We start from the raw sequence: 19,866 nt of genomic DNA, 5'->3' as shown, positions 1-19,866 counted from the left end.
CTCCCGTCGCCCTCACTCGACCTCCTCGATCGACTCCGTGACGCGGGCGTGGAACTCTCGGAGCACCGCCGACTCGTCGTCGGCGAGCACCGTGTCGGAGTCGACGAGCGTCGCGAGCCCGAAGGATATCGGGGTCGGTGAGTCGACCGTGTGGTGGACCACGTCGACGTCGCCGTCGGCGACCCCCGAGAGCACCTCGCGAATGCCGGCGAGGTCGAGGCGGTCCTCCAGCAGCTCCCGGTACGTCTCCTCGGTGACGGCGAACTCGTCGAGCTCCTCGGCGAACGACAGCAGCATCTCGGCCGACACCTGCTGTTCGGCCGCCGTCTTCTCGTACCCCTTGTACCGCTTCAAGATGAGGAGCGAGCGCGCCGCGTCGATGCGGAAGTAGCGCTGGAGGAGGTCGGTCCCCTGCACCGCCTCGCGGAGGTCCTCGCGCGCCGTGTCGGGGTCCAGCTCGCGGAGGATCCCGGCGACGTCGACCTTGCGGTTCAGCGGGAGCGCGAGCGAGAAGCCGCGGTCCGCGACCGCGACGGCGACGTTCGCGTCCGTGCGGTTCGCGACCGCGGCGGCGACGAGCCGGGAGAGGCCGTCGTTGAACCGCCGACCGTAGTTCGAGTGGACGTAGAACCGGCGCTTGTACTCGGCCCGGTCGAGCTCCTCCTCCACGACGAGCCGGGAGGGCGTGGGGACGCTCTCGGCGCCCGCGTAGTTGACCTGCTCGTCGTACATCCGCGTGATTGCCCGGACCGCGTTCCCGTCGAGGGGGAACTCCCGGAGCCACGCGCGGACCGCCGGGGGGCCGCCGTCTGAAAGCCGGTCGAGCAGCTCGCCCTGGAACGCCAGCACCTCCCGCGCGAGGTCGTAGGAGAGCGGCAGCCGCTCGGAGTACCACGAGGGGACGGTCGGGCGCTCGCTCGTCCGGTCGACGTACACCTTCGAGCCGCGGCGGTACCGGAAGGCGAACCGCTCGCCCCCCAGCGCGAACACGTCGCCGGGGTCGAGGGTGTCGAGGTAGCTCTCGTCGAGCGTCCCGACCGGCTCGCCGTCGCGAGTGAGCACCTGACAGCTGAACGAGTCCGGGATTGTCCCGACGTTGGTCATATAAATGACCCGCGCCAGCCGGCCGCGCTTCCCGACGAGGAGTTCGCCGACCGGGTGCTCCTCGTGGTGGTGCTCCCCGCCCGGCGGGTCGTTCTCGTCGCGCCACACCTTCGGGTAGACGTTCCGGTCTTCGAGCCCCTCGTAGTCCGCCGTGAGGTACCGCATGAGCCGCTCGTACTCCCTCTCGCCGAACTCGCGATACGGGTGTGCGCGCCGGAGCGTCTCGCGGACCTCGCGGTCGGGTCGGATCCGGTTTATCGCCATCCCGTAGACGTGCTGGGCGGCCACGTCGTAGGCTCCCTCGGGGAGGAACACGCGGTCGACGAACCCGTCCTCGGCGCGGGCGAGCATCGCCGCGCACTCGACCAGCTCGTCGCGGTCGAGCGCGAACACCCGCCCCTCGACGGTCTCGCCGGGACTGTGGCCGGCGCGCCCGACGCGCTGGAGCAGCGCCGCGACCGACTTCGGCGAGCCGACCTGCACCACCAAGTCGAGGTGCGGCATGTCGATGCCGAGCTCCAAGCTCGTCGAGGTGGTCACCACGTCGAGCGAGCCCTCTTTCAGCCCCTCCTCGATCCGAGTGCGCTGGCCCTCGCCGAGGCTCCCGTGGTGGCAGCCCGAGTCCGACTCGTCGTAGCCGAACCGCTCGCGGAGCTCCTGCAACGTGCGCTCCGCGCCCGACCGGGAGTTGGTGAACACCAGCGTGTTCTCGTGGGACTCGATCAGGTCGCGGAGAGAGTTATAAAAGCGATCGGTGACGGCCGATCGGGGCGTGTGGATCAGGTCGGCCGCCGGCGTCCGCAGTTCGAGGTCGAACTCCCGGACGAAGCGCTCGTCCACCAGCTCGTAGGGTCGGGGGTCGAGCCCGGACTCGTCGCCCACCTCGCCGGCGACGCGCTCGCGGCCGACGAGGAACTCGGCCACCTCGTCGAGCGGCTCGACCGTCGCCGAGCAGCCGATCCGGGTCGGGGAGCCGTCGGCCAGATCCGTCAGCCGCTCCAGCGAGACGGCGAGGTGGGTGCCGCGCTTGTTCGCCGCCAGCGAGTGGATCTCGTCGACGACGACGTACTCGACGGTCCGGAGCTTCTCCTTGAACTTCGGGGAGTTGAGCAGGATCGCCAGCGTCTCCGGCGTGGTGTTGAGCACGTGCGGCGTCTCCTCCAGCATCGCCTGCCGGTCGGCTTTGCTCGTGTCGCCGTGGCGGATCGCCTGCCTGACCCCCGGATCGGGGTCGCCGTCTCCCTCGTCGCCGGCGGCCGCCTCCGCCGCGATCCCCTCGATCGGGGCCTCCAGGTTGCGCTCGATGTCGTTAGCGAGCGACTTCAGCGGCGAGACGTAGAGGCAGTAGACCGAGTTCTCCAGCTCTCCCGCCCGCTCTCGGGCGAAGAGGTCGTCGAGTACGGCGGTGAAGGAGGCGAGCGTCTTCCCGCTCCCGGTCGGCGCGGCGACGAGGCAGTTCTCTCCCTCGTCGACGTGGGGGATCGCCTCGCGCTGCGGCGGGGTGAAGAAGCCGCCGTTCTCGCCGACGTACGCGCCGAACTCCGAGACCCACCAGCGACGGACCGGCGGCGAGAGCCGGTCGAGCACGTGGGCGTCCGGGAGCGGCACGGTCTCCGGATCGAACTCGACGGAGGGGCCGTCGTGCTCGGCGAGGGCCTCGCGGAGGAGGGCCCTCGCCGAGGGGAGCTCCGCGCCGCGTTCCGTGAGTCCGGTCACTGTCCCGTACGTGGGCGCGCGGAGGCATATCGGTTGTGTCGGTGGCGGTGCGTGAACCGGCCCGTTTATCCGCGATCCGTCCGTGGCGCCGCACGTATGAGTGGAACCTCGCCGGCGACGGAGCGGGAGATCGACCGAAACCTGTTCGTCACCGTCTCCGGTCCGCCGGGCTGCGGGGCGACGACGCTGGTCGAGGGGCTGGCGGAGGCGCTCGACTGCGGCTACGTCTCCGGCGGGGAGCTGTTCCGCGAGATCGCCGCCGAGCGCGACATGAGCCTCTCGCAGCTGATCGCGAAGACCGGCGAGTCCGAGGAGATCGACCGCGCGCTCGACCGGCGGCTCCGCCGGATCGCCGAGAAGTGGGGCGCCGCCAACAAGGCGTTCATCCTGGAGTCGCGCCTCGCCGGGTGGATCGCCGGGAACCGCGCCGACGTCCGGATCTGGCTCGACGCCCCCGACGAGGTGCGCGCCGACCGGACGCTCGACCGCGAGGAGATGACCTCCGAGATGCAGGTCCGGGAAGTGATCGAAGAGAAGCGCTACCAGTCGTACTACGGGATCGACCTGTCCGACCGCTCGATCTACGACCTCGCGATCAACACGGGGCGGTGGGACGTGGAGACGACGCTCGACGTCGCGCTCACCGCGATCGAGGGGTACGACGTCGACGACGACGAGGGCGCGTTCGACACGCCCGACTTCGAGATTTAAGCGGCGCGTTTCGGGCCGCGACAGCTCCCGCTCACAGCGTGATCACGTGGTCGACGCCGACCTCGCCGAGCGCCGCGTAGAGGTCGGGGAAGCAGCCCACCGTCGCGCCCTCGACGGTGTTCGTCGGCTCGTAGTGGTCGCGCCCGTGCTCGTCGGTGTGGTCGAACTCGGCGAGCCCCCGGCGGGTCGCGCACTGGTCGCACAGCATGAGGAGGATCTCCCGCTCGGCCGCCACGTCGGCGAGCCGCTGGCCCAGCGGGTCGTCCTCGCGGAGCGCGTAGGTGTTGTCGTGGAAGAAGAACATCCCGACGACGTCGGCGCCGTGGGCCCCGGCCTCGAGCTGCGGGAGGATCATGTCCCCGAGCACGTAGTCGATGGTCTGTCCGGCCGTCGCGAAGACGTAGGCGACCTTCATACCGCGGGGACGACGAGGCGGGGGATGGCTCCGAGGGCTCCGGCAGCGTTCCCCGCTGTCTGTGACGGGGGCGAACCGTCCGCCTCGTCGCCCGCGGACCCGCGCCCGCCGAGGCGCCGGAACGGTCTCAGACGACGACCGAGCCGAAGGGGTACGCCGGCGTCTCCGCCGTCCAGACCGTCCCCTCGGCGACGTCGACGAGCGAGATCCGGTCGTCGTCGTAGTGCGAGACGACGAGTCGGTCTTCGACGCGGGTCGCGACGAGGCCCGGCGCCGGCGTCTCGACGACCGACCCCCCGAGCGACCGGAGCCGGTCGTCGCCGGCGTCGAGCACCCAGCGTTCGCCGCCGATCCGGAACAGGTCGACGGGACGGGCGAACCCCTCGTGGACCGCCGCGAGCCCGAGGTCGCGGTCGAACTCGTGGACGACGCCGTCCTCGCGGCCGGGAACGAACACGCGGTCGGCGGTGACGACGAGGTCGTACGGGTCCGCGCCGACCGCGGCCGCGCCGAGAACCGGCTCCTCGGAGGCGCCGCCCGGCTCGTCGACCCCGCCCGGATCGAAGGCGACGACGCGGGCGCCCGCCTGGTCGACGGCGTAGCCGCGGGCTCCCTCGGGACCGATCGCGACGCCCTGCACGCGGGCGTCGGCGCCGACGTCGACCGCACCGATCCGCTCGTGAGACGCGGGATCGACGACGTCGACGACGCCCTCTCGGCGGCTCCCGGCGTAGAGCCGCCGACCGTCCGGAGCGACGGCGACCTCGTGGGGCTCCGCGCCGACCGCCACGCGGGCGACGAGGGTCAGCGTCTCGGGGTCAACGACGGCGAGCGCGTCGCCGGCGGTGCAGGAGACGAACAGCTCGCCGTTCGCGGCCGCGAAGTGCGAGGGGCCCAGCACGCCCGTCTCGATGCGCGAGACGGCGCCGTCCGCGTCCACCGCGGTGACCGCCCGGTCGCCCATCGTCGCGACGAAGGTCCGTCCCCCGAAGGTCGTCGCGTGGACCGGGTGGCTCCCGACCGGGACCTCGCCGAGCGGATCGCCGTCGGCGAGCGCGAACAGCGCGAGGGCGTCGTCGCCCTCGCAGGGGACCGCGACGACGCGGGCGGGCGGGCTACCGGCGTCGCCCACGTCGTCGCGCTCGGCCCTTCCGCCGCCCGTCATCCCGTACAGGAGAAGTCGCCGCCGCCGTCGTCGCCGCCGACGCTCCCTTCCGTCTCGACGACGACGCTGGTCTTGGTCTCGACGGGGTACCGGCCGCGGTCGTCCTCGACGTTCGCCCACTCGCCGAACCCGCCGTCGTACACGCGCACGTCCTCGAACCCGATCGCCCGCAGCGTGAGCCACGTCGACGTGGGGTCGACGTTATCGTCGCCGTAGACGACCACGGTGCCCGCGCGATCGAGCTCCGCCTGGTTCTCGTACAGCTGTACGAGGCGCCCCGGTTCGGTCATCCGCCGGCCGGCGACGTTGCCGACCCAGTGGACGCCGATCGCGCCGGGGAGGTGGCCGTGGCGGTCGTTGTCGGGGTTGAGGGCGTCGGAGGCGGGCGCGCCGACGTACGCCTCGGGCACGCGGACGTCGACCAGACCCGGGCCGTCGCCGTTGAACGTGCCGACCCGATCGGCGAGCCACTCTCGGGTGACCCACGCCGACTCGGCGGGGTCGGGCTCGTACTCGGCCTCCTGGACCCGGTCGCGCGAGCCCGTCCCGAGCCGGCCGTTCCACCCAGAGAGGCCGCCGTTGAGGGCTTTGATGTCGCCCTCGTGACCCAGCGCCGCGAGCGCGAACGCGGTCCGCGTCACCCGCGACCCGACGCTCGCGCCGTAGACGAGGACGTCGTCGTCGGGCGACACGCCGACCTCGGCGAACGCGTCGGCGATCGCCTCGGCGTCCGGGACCAGGCCCGCGTCGGTCGACCGCCGACTCGTGATCGCGTCGAACGGCACGCGCCGAGCGCCGTAGATCCGCTCTTTGCGGAACCGTTCGACGTTGCGCGCGTCGAGGACGACCACGTCCTCGCGGTTGTCGGCGAGCCAGCTCGGCCCGACGAAGTGGGCGACGTTCCCGCTGACCTGGTTCCGCGCGGCGACGTCCGCCGGCGTCGTGACGCCGAGACAGCCGGCCGTGCTCGCCGCGCCGGCGACCGTCGCGCCCGCCGCGGCCCGCAGGAGCCCGCGCCGGGTCGACGCCGAGTCCGACTTGTCGGGATCGTCGACTTCCCGGTCGCTCGGCGTGTTATCGGAGGCCATCTATCCGCAGTAGCAGTGGTCGTCCATGCACCACGACGCCTCCATCTCGCCGAAGGTGATACCGAGCGAGGCGAGCGACGCCTGGATGCTCGACACCGCGTCCTCCTCGGGTCGGACCGATCCGGCGACCGCGCCAGTGGGCGCCTCGCCCGCCTCGAGGGTCGCGACGACCTCGCGGCTCTCGTGTTCGATCACGGCCACCTGGTTCGCGTCCTGCACGGGGACGTACAGCTTCTCGCGGTTCGGTCCCCACGCGCCGGCGATGCTGCTGCCGCCGACGTCGATCGTCGTCTCGTACTCGTTCGCCTCGAGGTCTATCACGCCGACGCCCTCGCCGGGGATGAAGAGGTACGCGGCCGTGTTGTCCGGGGCGACCTCGCTCGTGATCGGCGCGCCCGGCAGCCCGTCATCGCGGGTGACCTTCGCGATCTCTTCCGGGTTCTCGGGGTCGGAGATGTCCCAGACGCTCTCGGAGCCCTCGCGGGGCACCTCGGGGTCGCCGCCGAGCGTCCCCTCGCCGTTCTCGACGAGGAGGAGCTCCCCGTCGAAGGAGGCGGTGCACATGAACGGGAGGACGTTCCCCTCGGTGACCGGCTCGCCGGCGTCGACCCGCGTCACCGTCTCGAACGGGTCGACGCTCAGCACGCGGACCGCCTCGTCGGCGACGTCGACGACGAAGGCGTAGTCCCCGTTCGGGCCGAGCGTCATGTCGCAGGGGCCGACGTAGCCGGTCTCGATCTCGTCGGTCACCTCGCCGAAGGTGTCGCTGTCGCGGTTCGCGTCGACGCGGAAGATGGCGTGGGCCTCGTCGCCCTCGGGGGCCATCCCGGTCGTCCCGCCGGAGGCGATGAGGAGGTGCTCGCCGTCGGGCGTCACGTTCGGGTAGTTCGGGCCGTACCCCGTCTCGACGAAGGCGAGCTCTTCGAGGGTGCGCTGGTCGAACGCCCGGACGCCGCCGGAGACGTTCAGCCAGAGCACGTCGTGCTCGTCGTCGATGCCGGTGGCGTACTGGTTGGCCGGGAAGGAGGCGGTCGTCCCGAGGAACGCGGTCGTGAGCAGCTCGTCGCTCTCCGCGTCGATGACGCTCAGCGTCCGGTCCCCGTTGTTGAAGACGAACATCGTCGGCGCGGGCTCGTCGCCGTCGCCGCCGTCGCCGCCCGCACAGCCGGCCAGCGCCGTCGTCGCGCCGACGGCGCCGGAGGCCTGTAGCAGTCGGCGTCGGTCGATCCCGTCCGCGAAGGGGTTGCGGCGGTCGTCGTTCGCCAGTTCGCTCCCCTTCGCCGGGCGCGGCTCCGACCCGGTCGATGACGGCGTCGTCCCGCCGTCAGCGGGGCGCGCCGTCGCGTCGTTCGTGCCGCATCCGCAGTCGTCGCTCATACCCGTACGACGCGTCTCGCGCCTAAAGGGCTCCCGAACGCGCGCTTCGTTGCCCCGGGTGTGACATAGGCGTAATTGTTGCCCCTTTCTCGGACTGACGCGTACCGTTACCGTCTTCAGCGACGTTTTAAGTGCGGGAACACTCCGCACCGCTAATGATGCTATCGCCCGTCGCTTACGTCGGGATCTCCGTCGCGGTCGGGCTCTCGTTCGGGGTGTTGCTACAGAAGGCGCGGTTCTGCTTCGTCAGCGCCTTCCGGGACTTCGTCGCGTTCAAAGACACCCGGGTGCTGAAGGGGCTTCTCGCCGGGATCGCGGTGATGACCGTCTTCTGGAGCGTGCAGGCGACGTTCGGCTACTTCCGCGGCTTCTGGACGCCCGCGTGGGGGCTCGGGTCGCTGTTCGGCGGCTTCGTCTTCGGGCTCGGGATGACGCTCGCGGGCGGGTGCGCCTCCGGAACGCTGTATCGCGCCGGGCAGGGGTACCTCCAGTTCTGGCTCGTCCTCCTCTTCATGTTCGTCGGCTACGTCCTCTTCGCGTTCGCGTTCCCCGTCGCGGAGACGTACTACTTCCAGACGCTGAACCCGTTCGAGGGGCGGACGCTGTACCTCTCCCTGCCGTTCTCGCCGGCGGTCACCGGGGCCGGCGCCGTCGCGCTTGGGACACTCGCGTACGCGTTCGTCAAGGGACGGAGCCGGCTCCCCGACGACCCCTCCGGCGGGAGCGGCGTGGGGGCCGACACGCGCGCGCAGGCCGCGCTCGGCGCCTCGCGGACGCTCTCGGCCGTCTCGGTCGGGCTACGCGGTATCGCCGACGGCACCGTGGAGTACGTCCGCGCGCTCCGCGACGACGACCGGCCGTTGACGGTCCGGCTCCGCGACTCGTGGGACGCGCGGACCGCGGGCGTCGCGATGGCGCTCGTCGCGAGCCTCTGGTTCTACGTGCACGGTCACTGGGCGATCACCGGCAGCGAGGCGCGCTGGGCCGGCTACCTGTTGGCGGGGGCCGGGTTCGACGTCGCGAGCGTCGAGTACTGGGGCTCGATCCTGTTCCGCGACGGGAACATCTCGCTGACCATCGACATGGTGATGATCGCGTCGCTCATCGTCGGCTCCTTCATCGCCGCGTACGCCTCCGGCGACTTCCGGATCCGCAAGCCGAAGCTGAACCGGGTCCCGAATTACGCCGCGGGCGGGCTCCTGATGGGCGTCGGCTCGCGGCTCGCCGCCGGCTGCAACATCGCGAACCTCTTCTCGGGGGTCGCGCTGCTCTCGGTGCACTCCTTCCTCGCCGGCGCGGGGATCATCCTCGGCGTCTACGTGATGACCCACTACATGTACCGCGAGGTCGGCTGCGCGATTTAATCAGGTGTATCGGTCGGGTTCTAGTTCGTCGAACGATGCGGTGAAAGGCCTTTTTTCAACGGAATAACTTCCCACAAATCGACGCCGTTCACTTCCAAAACCCCAGCCGCTCGGCGATACACGGGTGACTGCTACTCGATGGCGCACACCTCCAAAGCCCCAGCCGCGAGGACTCGGTGCGCTCGCTGCGGTCCTCGTCACTCGTTTCACTCGTTCCTGCGGTCCTTGCGTCACGCGCCTTCGTCCTCGCGGCTGCCCCTTTGAGTCCCGCCCCGCAAGGCACCGCACAGCACCTCACGCCTCCCCAGCCTCGTCGGCCTCCCTCCGCTTCGCTCCGGTCGGCCGACTCCCTCGCGCGTGCGACTCGCGCCCTGCGGGCGCTCGTCGGCACGCGCCATCGCGGGTATCGGGCCTAAATCGCCGCAAACGTCTCTCAGCCGCGACGCTACTCGGATCTGAAACTCTACGGAAAGAACCCGGAAAACCAGACTGCCCGCTCAGGCGTCTGCCGCCGCGCCGGTCTCCAGCTCGAAGTCCCACTCCTCGTAGCCGCCGGCCATGCTGGCGACGACGACGTCGTCCTCGACGCCCTCGTAGCTGCTGATCAGCATCGCGGCCTGCTTCGACGACTGGCCGATCGGACAGGCGCAGACGACGTCGGTGTCGTCCCACTCGATGTCCGGGACCATCGACGGGAGGTCGCCCAGCGGCACGTTGATCGCGCCGGGGATGTGACCTTCCTCGAACTGCTCGGGCGGTCGCGTGTCGATGACGCGGACGTCGCCCTCCTGGACGCGCTCGTTGACTTCCTCGGGGGTGAGTTCCTCGACCATGGTTACTCCTTCCGCATGAAGATGCGGTAGCGGCCGTCGCCGGACTTCCACACCTTCGCGGTCGCGTCGTCGCCGACCGCCTTCGGCACGTTCTCCGTGCTCGGGACGTGGTCCGTCTTCTGGACGAGCACGTCGCCGGGGGCGAGCCCCGCGATGGCCTTCTTCGCCTCGACCTGCGGGTACGGGCAGACCTCGCCGGTCATGTCCTGTACCTCGGTCGCGTCCTCCAAGAGCGCCTCGGCGCTCTCGTCGTCGAGCTCGTCGGGCGTCTCGACGACGTCGTCCCACGATGGTTGACTCATGGCCACGTGTAGACCTCCAGCCCCGTAACCCCTTTCGTGACCGGCAGGCTTCTCCCGTATCTCTGACGGGCGATCGCGGCGCATGACCGCGATAGGCGTCGAGAGCGCCGTTTCCGTCGGACTCTTATTAGGGAGCGATCTACGAGACCCATGAGCGAGTACGTCGTCGACGAGTCGACGATCTTCGAGACGCCCCTCGTGGAACTCGACCTCGGCCTCGAGGCCGACACGGACGTGTACGCGAAGGCGGAGTGGTTCAACCTCTGCGACGCCCCGCACGGCGGCGGCTCGATCAAGTCCCGGATCGCGAAGGGAATGTTAGACGGCACCGAGGAGCGCGGCGAGCTCGAGCCCGGCGTCACCGTCATCGAGCCGACCTCGGGCAACACCGGCAGCGAGGTGGCGCGACTCGCCGCCGCGCGCGGCTACGACGTCGAGATCGTTATGCCCGACAACGCCGCGGGCGGTAAGGTGGAGGCGGTCCGGGACGCGGGCGCGGAAATCCACTTCGTCGACGCCAATCTCGGCTACGACGCCGTGATCGAGCGCTGCGAGGAGATCATCGCCGCCGACCCCGAGGCGTACTTCCGCCCAAACCAGTACGAGAACCCGGACAACCCCGGCACCCACGAGCGGACGACCGCCCGGGAGATCTACGAGGCGACCGACGGCGACGTGACCCACTTCGTCGCGGGCGTCGGCACCGGCGGGACGATCACCGGAACGGGCCGCGGGCTGACCGACCTGAGCGACGGCGCGGTGGAGGTCGTGGGATTCGAGCCCGACGAGCAGCTCCACGCCATCGACGGCCTGAAATACCTCAAGTCGGGCGACCACTACCACCCCGAGACGTACGACGAGTCGGTGCTCGACCGGACGGAGTACGTCACCACCTCGGATGCGTACGACCACGCCCGGGCGCTCCGCGAGCGCTACCTAGACGAGCCGGTGCCGATCGCCGACCCCGGCCAGCACGACGAGGCGACGGTCCGCGAGCACCTCCGGGTCGACGACCAGTTCGTCGTGGGCACCTCGGCGGGCGGCGGCGCGGCCGTGGTGGCGAACCTCGACGCGGCGGGCGAGCTCGCGGACGACGACGTCGTCGTGTTCATGCTGTGCGACCGCGGCGACAAGTACGCGGACATCCCGCTCTGGGAAGACTACTTATAAACCGCATCCGGCGGAGTCGGACGAAACGTGACCGGTTATCGGCCGCCGCTCGCGGCCGGAATGACGCGGACCTGCGCGTCGGCCGGGACCTCGGCGTCGACGCCGTCGACGGGCGTCCCCTCGACGTAGACGTTGATGAACTCCTTGATCTCGCCGTCTTCGAGCACGCTGTCCCGGAGCTCCGACCCGTGCTCGTCGGCGTGGTTGTCGAACAGTTCGCGGACGGTGTCGCCCTCGACCTCTACCTCCGAGGTCGCGGACCCGCCGACGAGGACGGCCGGCAGCTTGATCGTAGCCATACCCGGCGTTCGCGTCCCAGCTCAAAAAGGGGCCCGCCGACGGCAACGTCGGCCCCGGTCTCGTACGGCCGGCGGTCCGACTCCGCGCTCCTGAGTGCGACCGGCGAGTCGACTCCGCGCGGCCGAGACCGATCCCGCGGTGGGCCGACCGCGGGGGTCGCGATACGGTGATCGTCGCGGTCGCGGTGAGCCGATCGTCACCATTTTCCGGCGTCTACCCGGTCGTGCGGGCGAAACGCACCTCCGAGATGGCGGCAGTACGCGCCGGTGGGCGGCCGGCTTATGCGTTCGTAGTCACAAAGGGCGACGAATGAGCGACCTCGATCTCGACCCGACGCAGCTCGACCGCTACTCCAGACACATCATCATGGACGACGTCGGCCCCGAGGGCCAGAAGGCCCTGCTCGACGCCGAGGTGCTCGTACTCGGCGCCGGCGGCCTCGGCGCGCCGATCATCCAGTACCTCGCCGCCGCCGGCGTGGGCACGCTCGGCATCGCCGACGACGACGAGGTGGAGCTGTCGAACCTCCAGCGACAGGTGATCCACGGGAACGACGACGTCGGCCGCAAGAAGGTCGACTCCGCCGCCGACTTCGTCGAGGGGCTCAACCCCGACATCGACGTCCGGAAACACGAGCTGCGCGTGCGCGCCGACAACATCGAGGACCTGATCTCCGGCTACGACTTCGTCGTCGACGGCACCGACAACTTCGCGACGCGGTACCTGGTCAACGACGCCTGCACGCTCGCCGGGATCCCCTTCTCGCACGGCTCCATCTTCAAGTTCGAGGGGCAGGTGACGACGTTCGCGGGCGGCGACGACTCGCCGTGTTACCGCTGTCTGTTCCCCGAGGCGCCGCCGGCCGGGATGGTCCCGAACTGCGCGACCGCCGGCGTCCTCGGCGTCCTCCCCGGGACCGTCGGCTGCCTGCAGGCGACCGAGACGGTCAAACACATCATCGGCGAGGGCGAGTCGCTCGACGGCTCGATGCTGTTCTTCGACGCGCTCGAGATGGAGTTCGACAAGGTCGACATCCCCAAGCAGGACGACTGTCCGGTGTGCGGCGACGACCCCGCCATCGAGTCGGTTCACGACGTTGACTACAGCGCTTCCTGCGCCATCGACGCCGGCGGCGACGAGCCCGAGATCGAAGCCGACGACTGACCCGACGCGACGGCGCGCCGTTCCCCGCAGCACACACTTATCAGACGGCTGTCCGTACCGGCGGCACATGACCGACGAGCCGAGCGGTCGGAACCTCGACGGCGACGCGCCGGTCGCGGAGACCGTCGTCGAGACCGACGAGGCGACGATCGCCGGGGACGCCGAGCTCGAGCGCACCATCGGCCTGACGGGCGGTCTCGCGATCGGGATCGGGACGATGATCGGCGCCGGGATCTTCGTCTTCCCCGGCCTCGCCGGCGGGGAGATCGGGACCGCGGCGTCCGCCTCGTTCGCGGTCGGCGGGGTGATCGCCCTCCTCGTCGCGCTCCCGACTTCGGAGCTGGCGACGGCGATGCCGCGGAGCGGCGGCGGCTACTACTTCATCTCTCGGGGGCTCGGGACGCTCGCGGGCACGGTGATCGGACTGTCGCTGTGGCTCGGGCTGGTGTTCGCGACCGCCTTCTACCTCGTCGGGCTCGGGTACTACGCGCTCGATGCGCTCGCGCAGCTCGGGATCACGGTCGGCGCCGGATCGGAAGCGATCGTCTCCGTCCTCGCCGTCGTCGCCGGGGTCGCGTTCACCGTCCTGAACGTCACCGGCACCGAGAACGCCGCGAAGCTCCAGAACGGCATCGTCGCGCTACTCCTCTCGATGCTGGTCGTCTTCCTCGGGTTCGGCCTGTTGGAGGCGTTCGGGCTCGTCGTCGTCGACACGCCGCCCGGGCAGGCCGCGGACGTCTGGGAGGCCGTGCCGATCCTCTCGGTCGCCGCGCTCGTGTTCACCTCTTACCTCGGGTTCGCGCAGGTCGCGACGGTGGCCGGGGAGATGAAGGACCCCGGACGGAATCTGCCGCTGGCGATGGTGGGATCCGTGGTCATCGTGACGGTCCTCTACGTGCTGACCATCTTCATCGCGACCAACATCTTCACGCGGGACGCGCTGCTTTCTGCCGGCGAGACCGCGATGGTCGAGGTCGGCCGGGTGCTCCTCGGTCCCGCCGGGGCGCTCGTGATCATCGTCGGCGGGCTGCTCGCGACGATGTCGTCGGCGAACGCGTCGATCCTCAGCACCTCGCGGGCGATCTACGGGGTGTCGAAGGACGCGCTCCTCCCGCGCCGGGCGAGCCGGATCAACCTGCGGTACGGCACGCCGCACGTGGCGCTCGGCATGGCCGGCGGGCCGGTCGTCGTCCTGGCGGCGACCGGACAGGTGCAGCTGCTCGCCGAGGTCGCCTCTTTCCTGCACCTCATCATGTACGGGCTGATGTGCGTCGCGCTCGTCGCCATCCGCCGGGACCGGCCCGAGTGGTACGACCCGGACTTCGTCGTGCCGGGCGGTCCCGTCGTCCCCGTCGTCGGCGCGCTCGCCAGCTTCGGCCTGATCGCCTTCATGGACCGGCTCTCGATCCTCGTCGGGACCGCCGTCATCGCCGTGACGGCCGGATGGTATTTCTACTACGCCCGAGACGTGTCACTCAAGGGGGCCCTGTAAATGACACGCGTACTCGTACCCGTCGCGGTGCTGGAGGGAGAGAGCGTCTCGTCCGGCCTGATCTCGCTGCTCGGCGCGGTCGACGTGACCGTGCTCGGCTATCACGTCCTGCCGGAACAGACGCCGCCGGACCAGGCTCGGCTCCAGTTCGAGGAGCGCGCGACGGCCGCGCTGGAGGCGATCAACGATGACTTCCGGGCCGCGGGCGGCGCGGCCGACCACCGGCTCGTGTTCACGCACGACCGCGAGCAGACGATCGATCGGGTGACCGACGAGGTCGACGCGGACGCGTTCGCCGTCCCCGGGACGACCGGCGACGTCGAGCGGGTCCTCGTGTCGCTCTCCGGCGACGTCGACGTCGATCGGGTCCTCTCGTTCGTCGAGGCCCTCGTCGGCGGCCGCGATATCGGCGTGACGCTGTTCCTCGCGGCCGAGGATCAGGCCCCCGCCGACGCGGCGGCCGCCGACGCGTCCGAGGGACCCGCCTCCGGCGAGGGCGACGACGTCGGCACTGCCGCCGACGTCTCCGACGCCGCAGACCTCGCCGCCGCCCGACTGGAGACCGCAGCCGATCGGCTCCGCGAGGCGGGGATCGACGCCGACACGGCGTTGGCCGCGGCGGGCTCGCCGTTCGACGCGCTGATCGACGCGGTGCCCGGCCACGACGCGGTCGTGATGGGCGAGCGCGCGCCTTCGTTCCGGTCGTTCGTGTTCGGCGACGAGAGCGAGCGGGTGGCCGCCGCCTCTGTGGGGCCGGTTCTCGTCGTCCGCGACCGTCGGGAGTCCGGAGCGGAGGGCGCGGAAGCCATGCCGGAGGGCGCGAAAGCCACGCCGGAGGGAGACGAGGAGTAGCGCGGACCGGCGCGTTTCCGATAGCCGTTCGGTTTTTTAAGTATTCTATCGCTCGCCCTGCACCGAGACGGTCTCCTGCTCGAAGCCGTCCTCGTCGCCCCGCCAGCGCCACGAGCCGACGAACGGGTAGCCGTCCAGCGCGCAGATCACGTACGAGTGGTCGGGCCAGGTCGCCCGCGCGGCGTCCGTCTCGCTCGGGTTGGTCGGCCCGGTCGGGTGCGAGTGGTAGAAGCCGACCACGTCGAGCCCGTCGCCCTCGATCGTCTCGATGAGTTCGAACTGCTCCTCGGGGTCGATGAGGTAGCGTATCTGGGGCGTTTCGGCGACGTTTTCGGCCTGATACGCTTCGGTGACGACGCTCGGCTCCCCGTCGGTCCCGTGGGTGCCCGCGAGGACGCCGCAGATCTCCGCCTCGCCGCCGCCGTACGCGTGGTACACGATGTCGTCGTAAACCGCCCGCGAGAGTTCGATCATGGATACCGGAAGGCGGGTCCGACCGATAAGTCCGTCCCGACCGGCAAGGGCCGCGCTCCGTCAGAGGTAGCGGCAGTCGTTGACGGGCCGACGGGGTGTTTTTAATTCGCGGCGGAAGGCGCACGCATGAGCGACGCTCAGCGCGGGTCGCCGGCGCCGACGGCAGACGAGGCGCTCCACACGACCCTCGACATGCCGTTCGACGACGCTGTCCCCTTCGTGCAGATCGAACACGAGCTCACCGACTTCGAGACGGTGCAGGTCACGCGGCTCGACCAGATGATCGAGGGGATGTTGGGCCACGACGACGTCGAGCGGACCGCCCTCATCGTGGTGTGTCACCCCGAGATCGCGTTCGACGCGATCGAGATCGATCCCACGCTCGCCGGGATGCTCCCGTGTACGACGATCGTGTACGAACGCGAGGGGGACGACCTCGTCCACGTCCACCACACGTCGGCGACCAAGGCGATCCGCGACCTCGGCTGCGCGCCGACCGGCTGCGACGGCGCGGTCGACGACCTCGTCGAGAAGACCGGGGAGCTGATGACGGTCGTCTGGGAGAACATCGAGGAGCACGGCCGCAAGCGCGCGGCGGAGTAAGTCGAGGGCGTCGCAGCGGGAGTCGCTCTGAGCGCCGAGCGGTCCGAACAGCCCAGCTACAGTCCCTCGACGCGCCGCAGCGCGTTCCGCACGTCTCCCGGCGCTGCGTACGGACCGCCCTGCACCCGGTGGTCCGGGAAGAGGATCGGGATCGGGTTCTCGTCGAGCGCGCTCGTCACCAGTTCGAGGTCCTCGGGGTCGTCCGCGTCGAGCGCGGCGAGCCGCGTGAGGCGGCTCACGGACACCTCCTCGCCGTAGGGGACCGTCCGGAGCGCTTCGAGGACGTCCCGTCTGTCGGTCGGCACCGTCAGTCCCACGGGGACCTCGGCGAATTCGTCGCGCTCCCCGCGGAGGTACGCGCCGATCCGGTCGAGCAGCTCGTGGTCCGCCGCCGCGTCCGCCGGCACGTCGGCCGGGAACGACACCGAGATGACCCGCCCGCCGGCGAAGCCGACCTCCACCGCGCGGTCGAGGACCTCGAACTCGCGGGCGAAGACGCCCGACGTTCCCGTCGTATTCATACCCGTCATACGACGGGCCGAATAATTAAAACGAGGGGACGGAGCCGGCCGTCCGTGGCCCGACGGCCTCCCGCCGCGTCCCCGAACGTGCTCGCGCCCGCAAGCCTTATGAACAGATACGTGCATTAGTGTACAGTAATGGAGGATGCAACCGAGCTGGCCCCCGCGGTCAGGTCGATACTGTCGGCGGCCCGCGACCGGGCGGCCGAGGGCAGCACCGACCGCGTCGACGTCGACCCGCGCGACCTGCGCGCCGCGTTCGACCGGGCCGAGGCCGACGGGCGCGTGCCCGTCGTCGCCGAGGTCAAGCCGACGAGCCCGACCACGGACGGGACCCGCGAGGACGACCCCGTCGCGCTCGCCGAGGGGATGGTCGCCGGCGGCGCCGCGGCGCTCTCGGTGCTCACCGAGCCGGAGCACTTCGGCGGGAGCGTCGAGGTGCTGGATCGCGTCAGGGCGGCCGTCGACGTGCCGGTCCTCCGCAAGGACTTCGTCGTCGCCGAGTCGCAGCTCGACGCCGTCGAGAGCGACGTCGTCCTGCTGATCGCGCGGTTCGTCGGGGACGACCTCCCGGACTTGCTTTCCGCCGCCCGCGAGCGCGGGTTCCAGGTCCTCGTCGAGGTCCACGACCGCGAGGAGCTGGACGCCGCGCTCGACGCCGGGGCGACGACGATCGGCGTGAACAACCGCGACCTGGCAGAGTTGGTCGTCGACCTCGGAACATTCGAGTCCGTGGCGCCCCACGTCCCCGACGAGGTGACCCTGATCGCCGAGAGCGGGATCGGCTCGCCGGGCGACGTCCGCCGGATGCGGGCGGCCGGCGCCGACGCGCTGCTCGTCGGTAGCGCGATCATGGACGGCGACGTCGAGGCGAACACGCGGGCGCTGACGCGGGCGGAGGCGGACGTCGACGAGGACGACGCGGTCGCGGGCGACGAGGACCACCGAGACACCACGGAGACACCCACATGAGCGAAACCGGATCCACCACGAGCGAGACGACCGGCGCGGGAGCAACGCGGGCGGAGCTGTCGCGACGCCCCGGCCGCGAGCGCGGCCGCGAGGACGGGAAGTTCGGCCGCTACGGCGGCCAGTACGTCCCCGAGGCGTTGATGCCGGCGATCGAGGAGCTGACCGACGCCTACGAGCGGTACGTCCTCGAGAACGAGGACGGCTTCATGGACGAGTTCCGCGAGCGGCTCGCCGACTTCGGCGGCCGCCCCATCCCGCTCCAGCGGGCCGACCGGCTCTCGGAGCGCTACGACCGGGACGTCTTCCTCAAGCGTGAGGACCTGCTCCACGGCGGCGCGCACAAGCTGAACAACGCGCTCGGACAGGTCCTGCTCGCGAAGTACATGGGCAAAGAGCGGATCATCGCCGAGACCGGCGCCGGACAGCACGGCACCGCGACCGCGATGGCGGCCGCCCACCTCGACATGCCCTGCGAGATCTACATGGGCGAGCGCGACATCAACCGCCAGCGTCCGAACGTCTTCCGGATGAAGCTCAACGGCGCCGAGGTGAATCCGGTGACCGCGGGGCGGGGCACCCTGAAGGAGGCCATCTCGGAGACGATGCGCGACTGGGCGACCACCGTCGAGAACACCCACTACGTCATCGGGTCGATCGTCGGCCCGCACCCGTTCCCGGTGATGGTCCGCGACTTCCAGGCGGTCATCTCCGAGGAGGCGCGCGAGCAGACGATCGAGAAGACGGGCGCGCTCCCGACCGACGTGGTCGCCTGCGCGGGGGGCGGCTCGAACACGATGGGGTCGTTCGCGGCGTTCGTCGACGACGAGGAAGTCGCGCTCCACGCGGTCGAGGCCGGCGGGTCGACGCTGGAGGTCGACGAGGAGGCCGGCGTCGCCCCCAACTCCGCGTCGCTGTACACCGGCGAGGAGGGCGTGCTCCACGGGGCGCGCACGAAGCTCCTGCAGGACTCCGACGGCCAGATCATGGAGAGCCACTCCATCTCCTCCGGGCTCGACTACGCCGGCGTCGGCCCGGAGCTCGCGTACCTCGTCGACGAGGGGCGCGTGAACCCCGTCGCCGTCGACGACGACGCCGCGCTGGAGGGGTTCCACCGGCTCTCGCACACGGAGGGGATCATCCCCGCGCTGGAGACGGCGCACGCGTTCGGCTTCCTCGAGGAGCATCACGAGGAGCTCGGCGAGCGTGTCGTCGTGAACGTCTCCGGACGCGGCGACAAGGACCTCGACGCCGCCATCGAGGAGACCGACAAGCGCGACATCGACGAGGCGCCCGACATGTCGATGTTCACGGGGGGTATTTAAATGGCGGAGCGGACTCCGGAGTCGGCGGCGAAGCCGGAGGCGGGTAACTCGGCCGCGATAGCCGAGGCGTTCGCCGACGGCCCCGCGTACGTCCCGTACCTCGCCGTCGGCGACCCGGACTACGAGTCGTCGCTGGAGTACGTCCGCGCGCTCGACCGCGGCGGCGCCGACGTGATCGAGCTCGGGCTCCCGTTCTCGGAGCCGATCGCCGAGGGGCCGACGATTCAGGGGGCCCTCGTGCGCTCGCTCGATGCCGGGATGACGCCGGACCAGTTCTTCGCGTTCGCCGAAGAGCTGGAGGTCGAGGCGCCGCTCGTCTGCATGACGTACTACAACTTGATTTATCAGTATGGAAAAGAGGCCGGTCCCCGTCCCTTCGTCGAGCGCGCCGCCGCGGCCGGCATCGAGGGGCTCGTCGTCCCCGACCTCCCGGCCGAGGAGGCCGACCCGCTGCGGGAGGCGTGCGACGAGTTCGGCCTCGATCTGGTCTTCATCGTCGCGCCGACCACGGTCGGCGACCGGCTCGACCGGATCATGAGCCGGGTGTCGGGGTACGTCTACGTGCAGGCGCGGCTCGGGACGACCGGCGCGCGCGACGACGTCTCCGACCAGACCACCGAGAGCTTAGACCGACTCGCCGAGTACGACGTGCCGAAGGCCGTCGGGTTCGGTATCTCGGCCGGCGAGCACGCCGAGCGCATCGTCGCCGGCGGCGCCGACGGGGTCATCGTCGGCTCGGCGCTGGTCGACATCGTCGCCGACGGCGTCGAGAACGACCGCCCGACCGACGAGGTCGCCGACCGCCTGGAGGCGCTCTCGCGGGAGCTGAAGGCGGGCGCCGAACGGGGCTACGCCGCCCGCGTCGGCGCGGCCGAGTCGCGGTGACCGCCGTTTCGAGCCAATACGTCCCCGAACGAAACC

20 protein-coding genes are annotated in these 19,866 nt (G+C 70.6%); 10 read left to right on the top strand and 10 right to left on the bottom strand.

Translation table 11 applies throughout. The features are described from left to right. Positions 1–12: 12 nt before the first annotated feature. Positions 13–2,820 carry an ATP-dependent helicase gene (locus tag Hrr1229_RS15485; RefSeq protein WP_123112053.1) on the bottom strand — a complete coding sequence of 936 codons (2,808 nt, stop codon included), beginning with the start codon at positions 2,818–2,820 and terminating at the stop codon, positions 13–15. 96 nt (positions 2,821–2,916) lie between these two features. Between Hrr1229_RS15485 and cmk the strand changes: the two genes are divergently transcribed. After that, positions 2,917–3,531, top strand: a complete 615-nt coding sequence (gene cmk / locus Hrr1229_RS15480) for a (d)CMP kinase (protein WP_123112054.1) — start codon at positions 2,917–2,919, stop codon at positions 3,529–3,531. 31 nt (positions 3,532–3,562) lie between these two features. Here cmk and Hrr1229_RS15475 read toward each other — a convergent pair whose 3' ends face one another. The 4 genes from Hrr1229_RS15475 to Hrr1229_RS15460 all read right to left on the bottom strand — a co-directional run bounded on the left by Hrr1229_RS15475 (position 3,563) and on the right by Hrr1229_RS15460 (position 7,576). Continuing rightward, positions 3,563–3,946: a SaoD/DsrE family protein gene (locus Hrr1229_RS15475; protein ID WP_123112055.1), complete on the bottom strand. Its 384-nt coding sequence runs from the start codon at positions 3,944–3,946 to the stop codon at positions 3,563–3,565. Between the two features lie 127 nt (positions 3,947–4,073). Then, entirely contained in the window at positions 4,074–5,111 is a 1,038-nt protein-coding gene (locus Hrr1229_RS15470) for a hypothetical protein (RefSeq protein WP_123112056.1), read from the bottom strand. Then, positions 5,108–6,199 (bottom strand): rhodanese-like domain-containing protein, encoded by a 1,092-nt coding sequence (locus Hrr1229_RS15465; RefSeq protein WP_123112057.1) that lies wholly within the window; start codon positions 6,197–6,199, stop codon positions 5,108–5,110. Before Hrr1229_RS15465 ends, Hrr1229_RS15470 begins: the two co-directional genes overlap by 4 nt. Continuing rightward, on the bottom strand, positions 6,200–7,576 hold the full coding sequence (locus Hrr1229_RS15460) for a twin-arginine translocation signal domain-containing protein (RefSeq protein ID WP_123112058.1): 1,377 nt from the start codon (positions 7,574–7,576) through the stop codon (positions 6,200–6,202). A gap of 155 nt (positions 7,577–7,731) precedes the next feature. Between Hrr1229_RS15460 and Hrr1229_RS15455 the strand changes: the two genes are divergently transcribed. Then, a complete protein-coding gene (locus tag Hrr1229_RS15455) occupies positions 7,732–8,940 on the top strand; it encodes a YeeE/YedE family protein (protein ID WP_123112059.1) in 1,209 nt (402 codons plus the stop codon). Between the two features lie 497 nt (positions 8,941–9,437). On the opposite strand, the gene Hrr1229_RS15450 is transcribed toward Hrr1229_RS15455, so the two are convergent. Then, positions 9,438–9,773 carry a rhodanese-like domain-containing protein gene (locus tag Hrr1229_RS15450; RefSeq protein ID WP_123112061.1) on the bottom strand — a complete coding sequence of 112 codons (336 nt, stop codon included), beginning with the start codon at positions 9,771–9,773 and terminating at the stop codon, positions 9,438–9,440. Between the two features lie 2 nt (positions 9,774–9,775). Then, positions 9,776–10,075 carry a sulfurtransferase TusA family protein gene (locus tag Hrr1229_RS15445; RefSeq protein WP_123112062.1) on the bottom strand — a complete coding sequence of 100 codons (300 nt, stop codon included), beginning with the start codon at positions 10,073–10,075 and terminating at the stop codon, positions 9,776–9,778. A 150-nt stretch (positions 10,076–10,225) separates the two neighbouring features. On the opposite strand from Hrr1229_RS15445, the gene Hrr1229_RS15440 reads away from it, so the two are divergent. Next, a complete protein-coding gene (locus Hrr1229_RS15440; protein ID WP_123112063.1) occupies positions 10,226–11,245 on the top strand; it encodes a pyridoxal-phosphate dependent enzyme in 1,020 nt (339 codons plus the stop codon). 35 nt (positions 11,246–11,280) lie between these two features. Here the strand turns inward: Hrr1229_RS15440 and Hrr1229_RS15435 are convergent, their stop codons facing one another. After that, the gene (locus Hrr1229_RS15435) at positions 11,281–11,544 is read right to left on the bottom strand and encodes a MoaD/ThiS family protein (RefSeq protein ID WP_123112064.1); all 264 of its coding nucleotides are present in this window, start codon (positions 11,542–11,544) and stop codon (positions 11,281–11,283) included. A gap of 310 nt (positions 11,545–11,854) precedes the next feature. Between Hrr1229_RS15435 and moeB the strand changes: the two genes are divergently transcribed. The 3 genes from moeB (at position 11,855) to Hrr1229_RS15420 (ending at position 15,053) form a co-directional block, all read left to right on the top strand. Continuing rightward, positions 11,855–12,709 carry a molybdopterin-synthase adenylyltransferase MoeB gene (gene moeB, locus Hrr1229_RS15430; RefSeq protein ID WP_123112065.1) on the top strand — a complete coding sequence of 285 codons (855 nt, stop codon included), beginning with the start codon at positions 11,855–11,857 and terminating at the stop codon, positions 12,707–12,709. 67 nt (positions 12,710–12,776) lie between these two features. Beyond that, the gene (locus Hrr1229_RS15425) at positions 12,777–14,201 is read left to right on the top strand and encodes an APC family permease (RefSeq protein ID WP_123112066.1); all 1,425 of its coding nucleotides are present in this window, start codon (positions 12,777–12,779) and stop codon (positions 14,199–14,201) included. After that, positions 14,202–15,053: a universal stress protein gene (locus tag Hrr1229_RS15420; protein ID WP_123112067.1), complete on the top strand. Its 852-nt coding sequence runs from the start codon at positions 14,202–14,204 to the stop codon at positions 15,051–15,053. A gap of 45 nt (positions 15,054–15,098) precedes the next feature. Here Hrr1229_RS15420 and Hrr1229_RS15415 read toward each other — a convergent pair whose 3' ends face one another. Further along, positions 15,099–15,527 (bottom strand): desampylase, encoded by a 429-nt coding sequence (locus Hrr1229_RS15415; protein ID WP_123112068.1) that lies wholly within the window; start codon positions 15,525–15,527, stop codon positions 15,099–15,101. 126 nt (positions 15,528–15,653) lie between these two features. On the opposite strand from Hrr1229_RS15415, the gene Hrr1229_RS15410 reads away from it, so the two are divergent. Continuing rightward, entirely contained in the window at positions 15,654–16,130 is a 477-nt protein-coding gene (locus tag Hrr1229_RS15410; protein WP_123112069.1) for a DUF302 domain-containing protein, read from the top strand. A 56-nt stretch (positions 16,131–16,186) separates the two neighbouring features. Here the strand turns inward: Hrr1229_RS15410 and Hrr1229_RS15405 are convergent, their stop codons facing one another. Next, entirely contained in the window at positions 16,187–16,651 is a 465-nt protein-coding gene (locus tag Hrr1229_RS15405) for an MGMT family protein (RefSeq protein ID WP_123112070.1), read from the bottom strand. A gap of 138 nt (positions 16,652–16,789) precedes the next feature. Here Hrr1229_RS15405 and trpC point away from each other — a divergent pair, with 138 nt between their 5' ends. From trpC to trpA, 3 genes are read left to right on the top strand one after another with little or no spacing between them, the layout of a single operon-like run. Further along, positions 16,790–17,623, top strand: a complete 834-nt coding sequence (gene trpC, locus Hrr1229_RS15400) for an indole-3-glycerol phosphate synthase (protein ID WP_123112071.1) — start codon at positions 16,790–16,792, stop codon at positions 17,621–17,623. Further along, on the top strand, positions 17,620–18,945 hold the full coding sequence (gene trpB / locus Hrr1229_RS15395; protein WP_123112072.1) for a tryptophan synthase subunit beta: 1,326 nt from the start codon (positions 17,620–17,622) through the stop codon (positions 18,943–18,945). Before trpC ends, trpB begins: the two co-directional genes overlap by 4 nt. After that, positions 18,946–19,830 (top strand): tryptophan synthase subunit alpha, encoded by an 885-nt coding sequence (trpA, locus tag Hrr1229_RS15390; RefSeq protein ID WP_123112073.1) that lies wholly within the window; start codon positions 18,946–18,948, stop codon positions 19,828–19,830. The last annotated feature ends 36 nt before the right edge of the window (positions 19,831–19,866 follow it).

The organism is Halorubrum sp. CBA1229 (assembly GCF_003721435.2).
GTDB lineage: Archaea > Halobacteriota > Halobacteria > Halobacteriales > Haloferacaceae > Halorubrum.
This window is presented reverse-complemented; position numbering and strand designations above follow the sequence as displayed.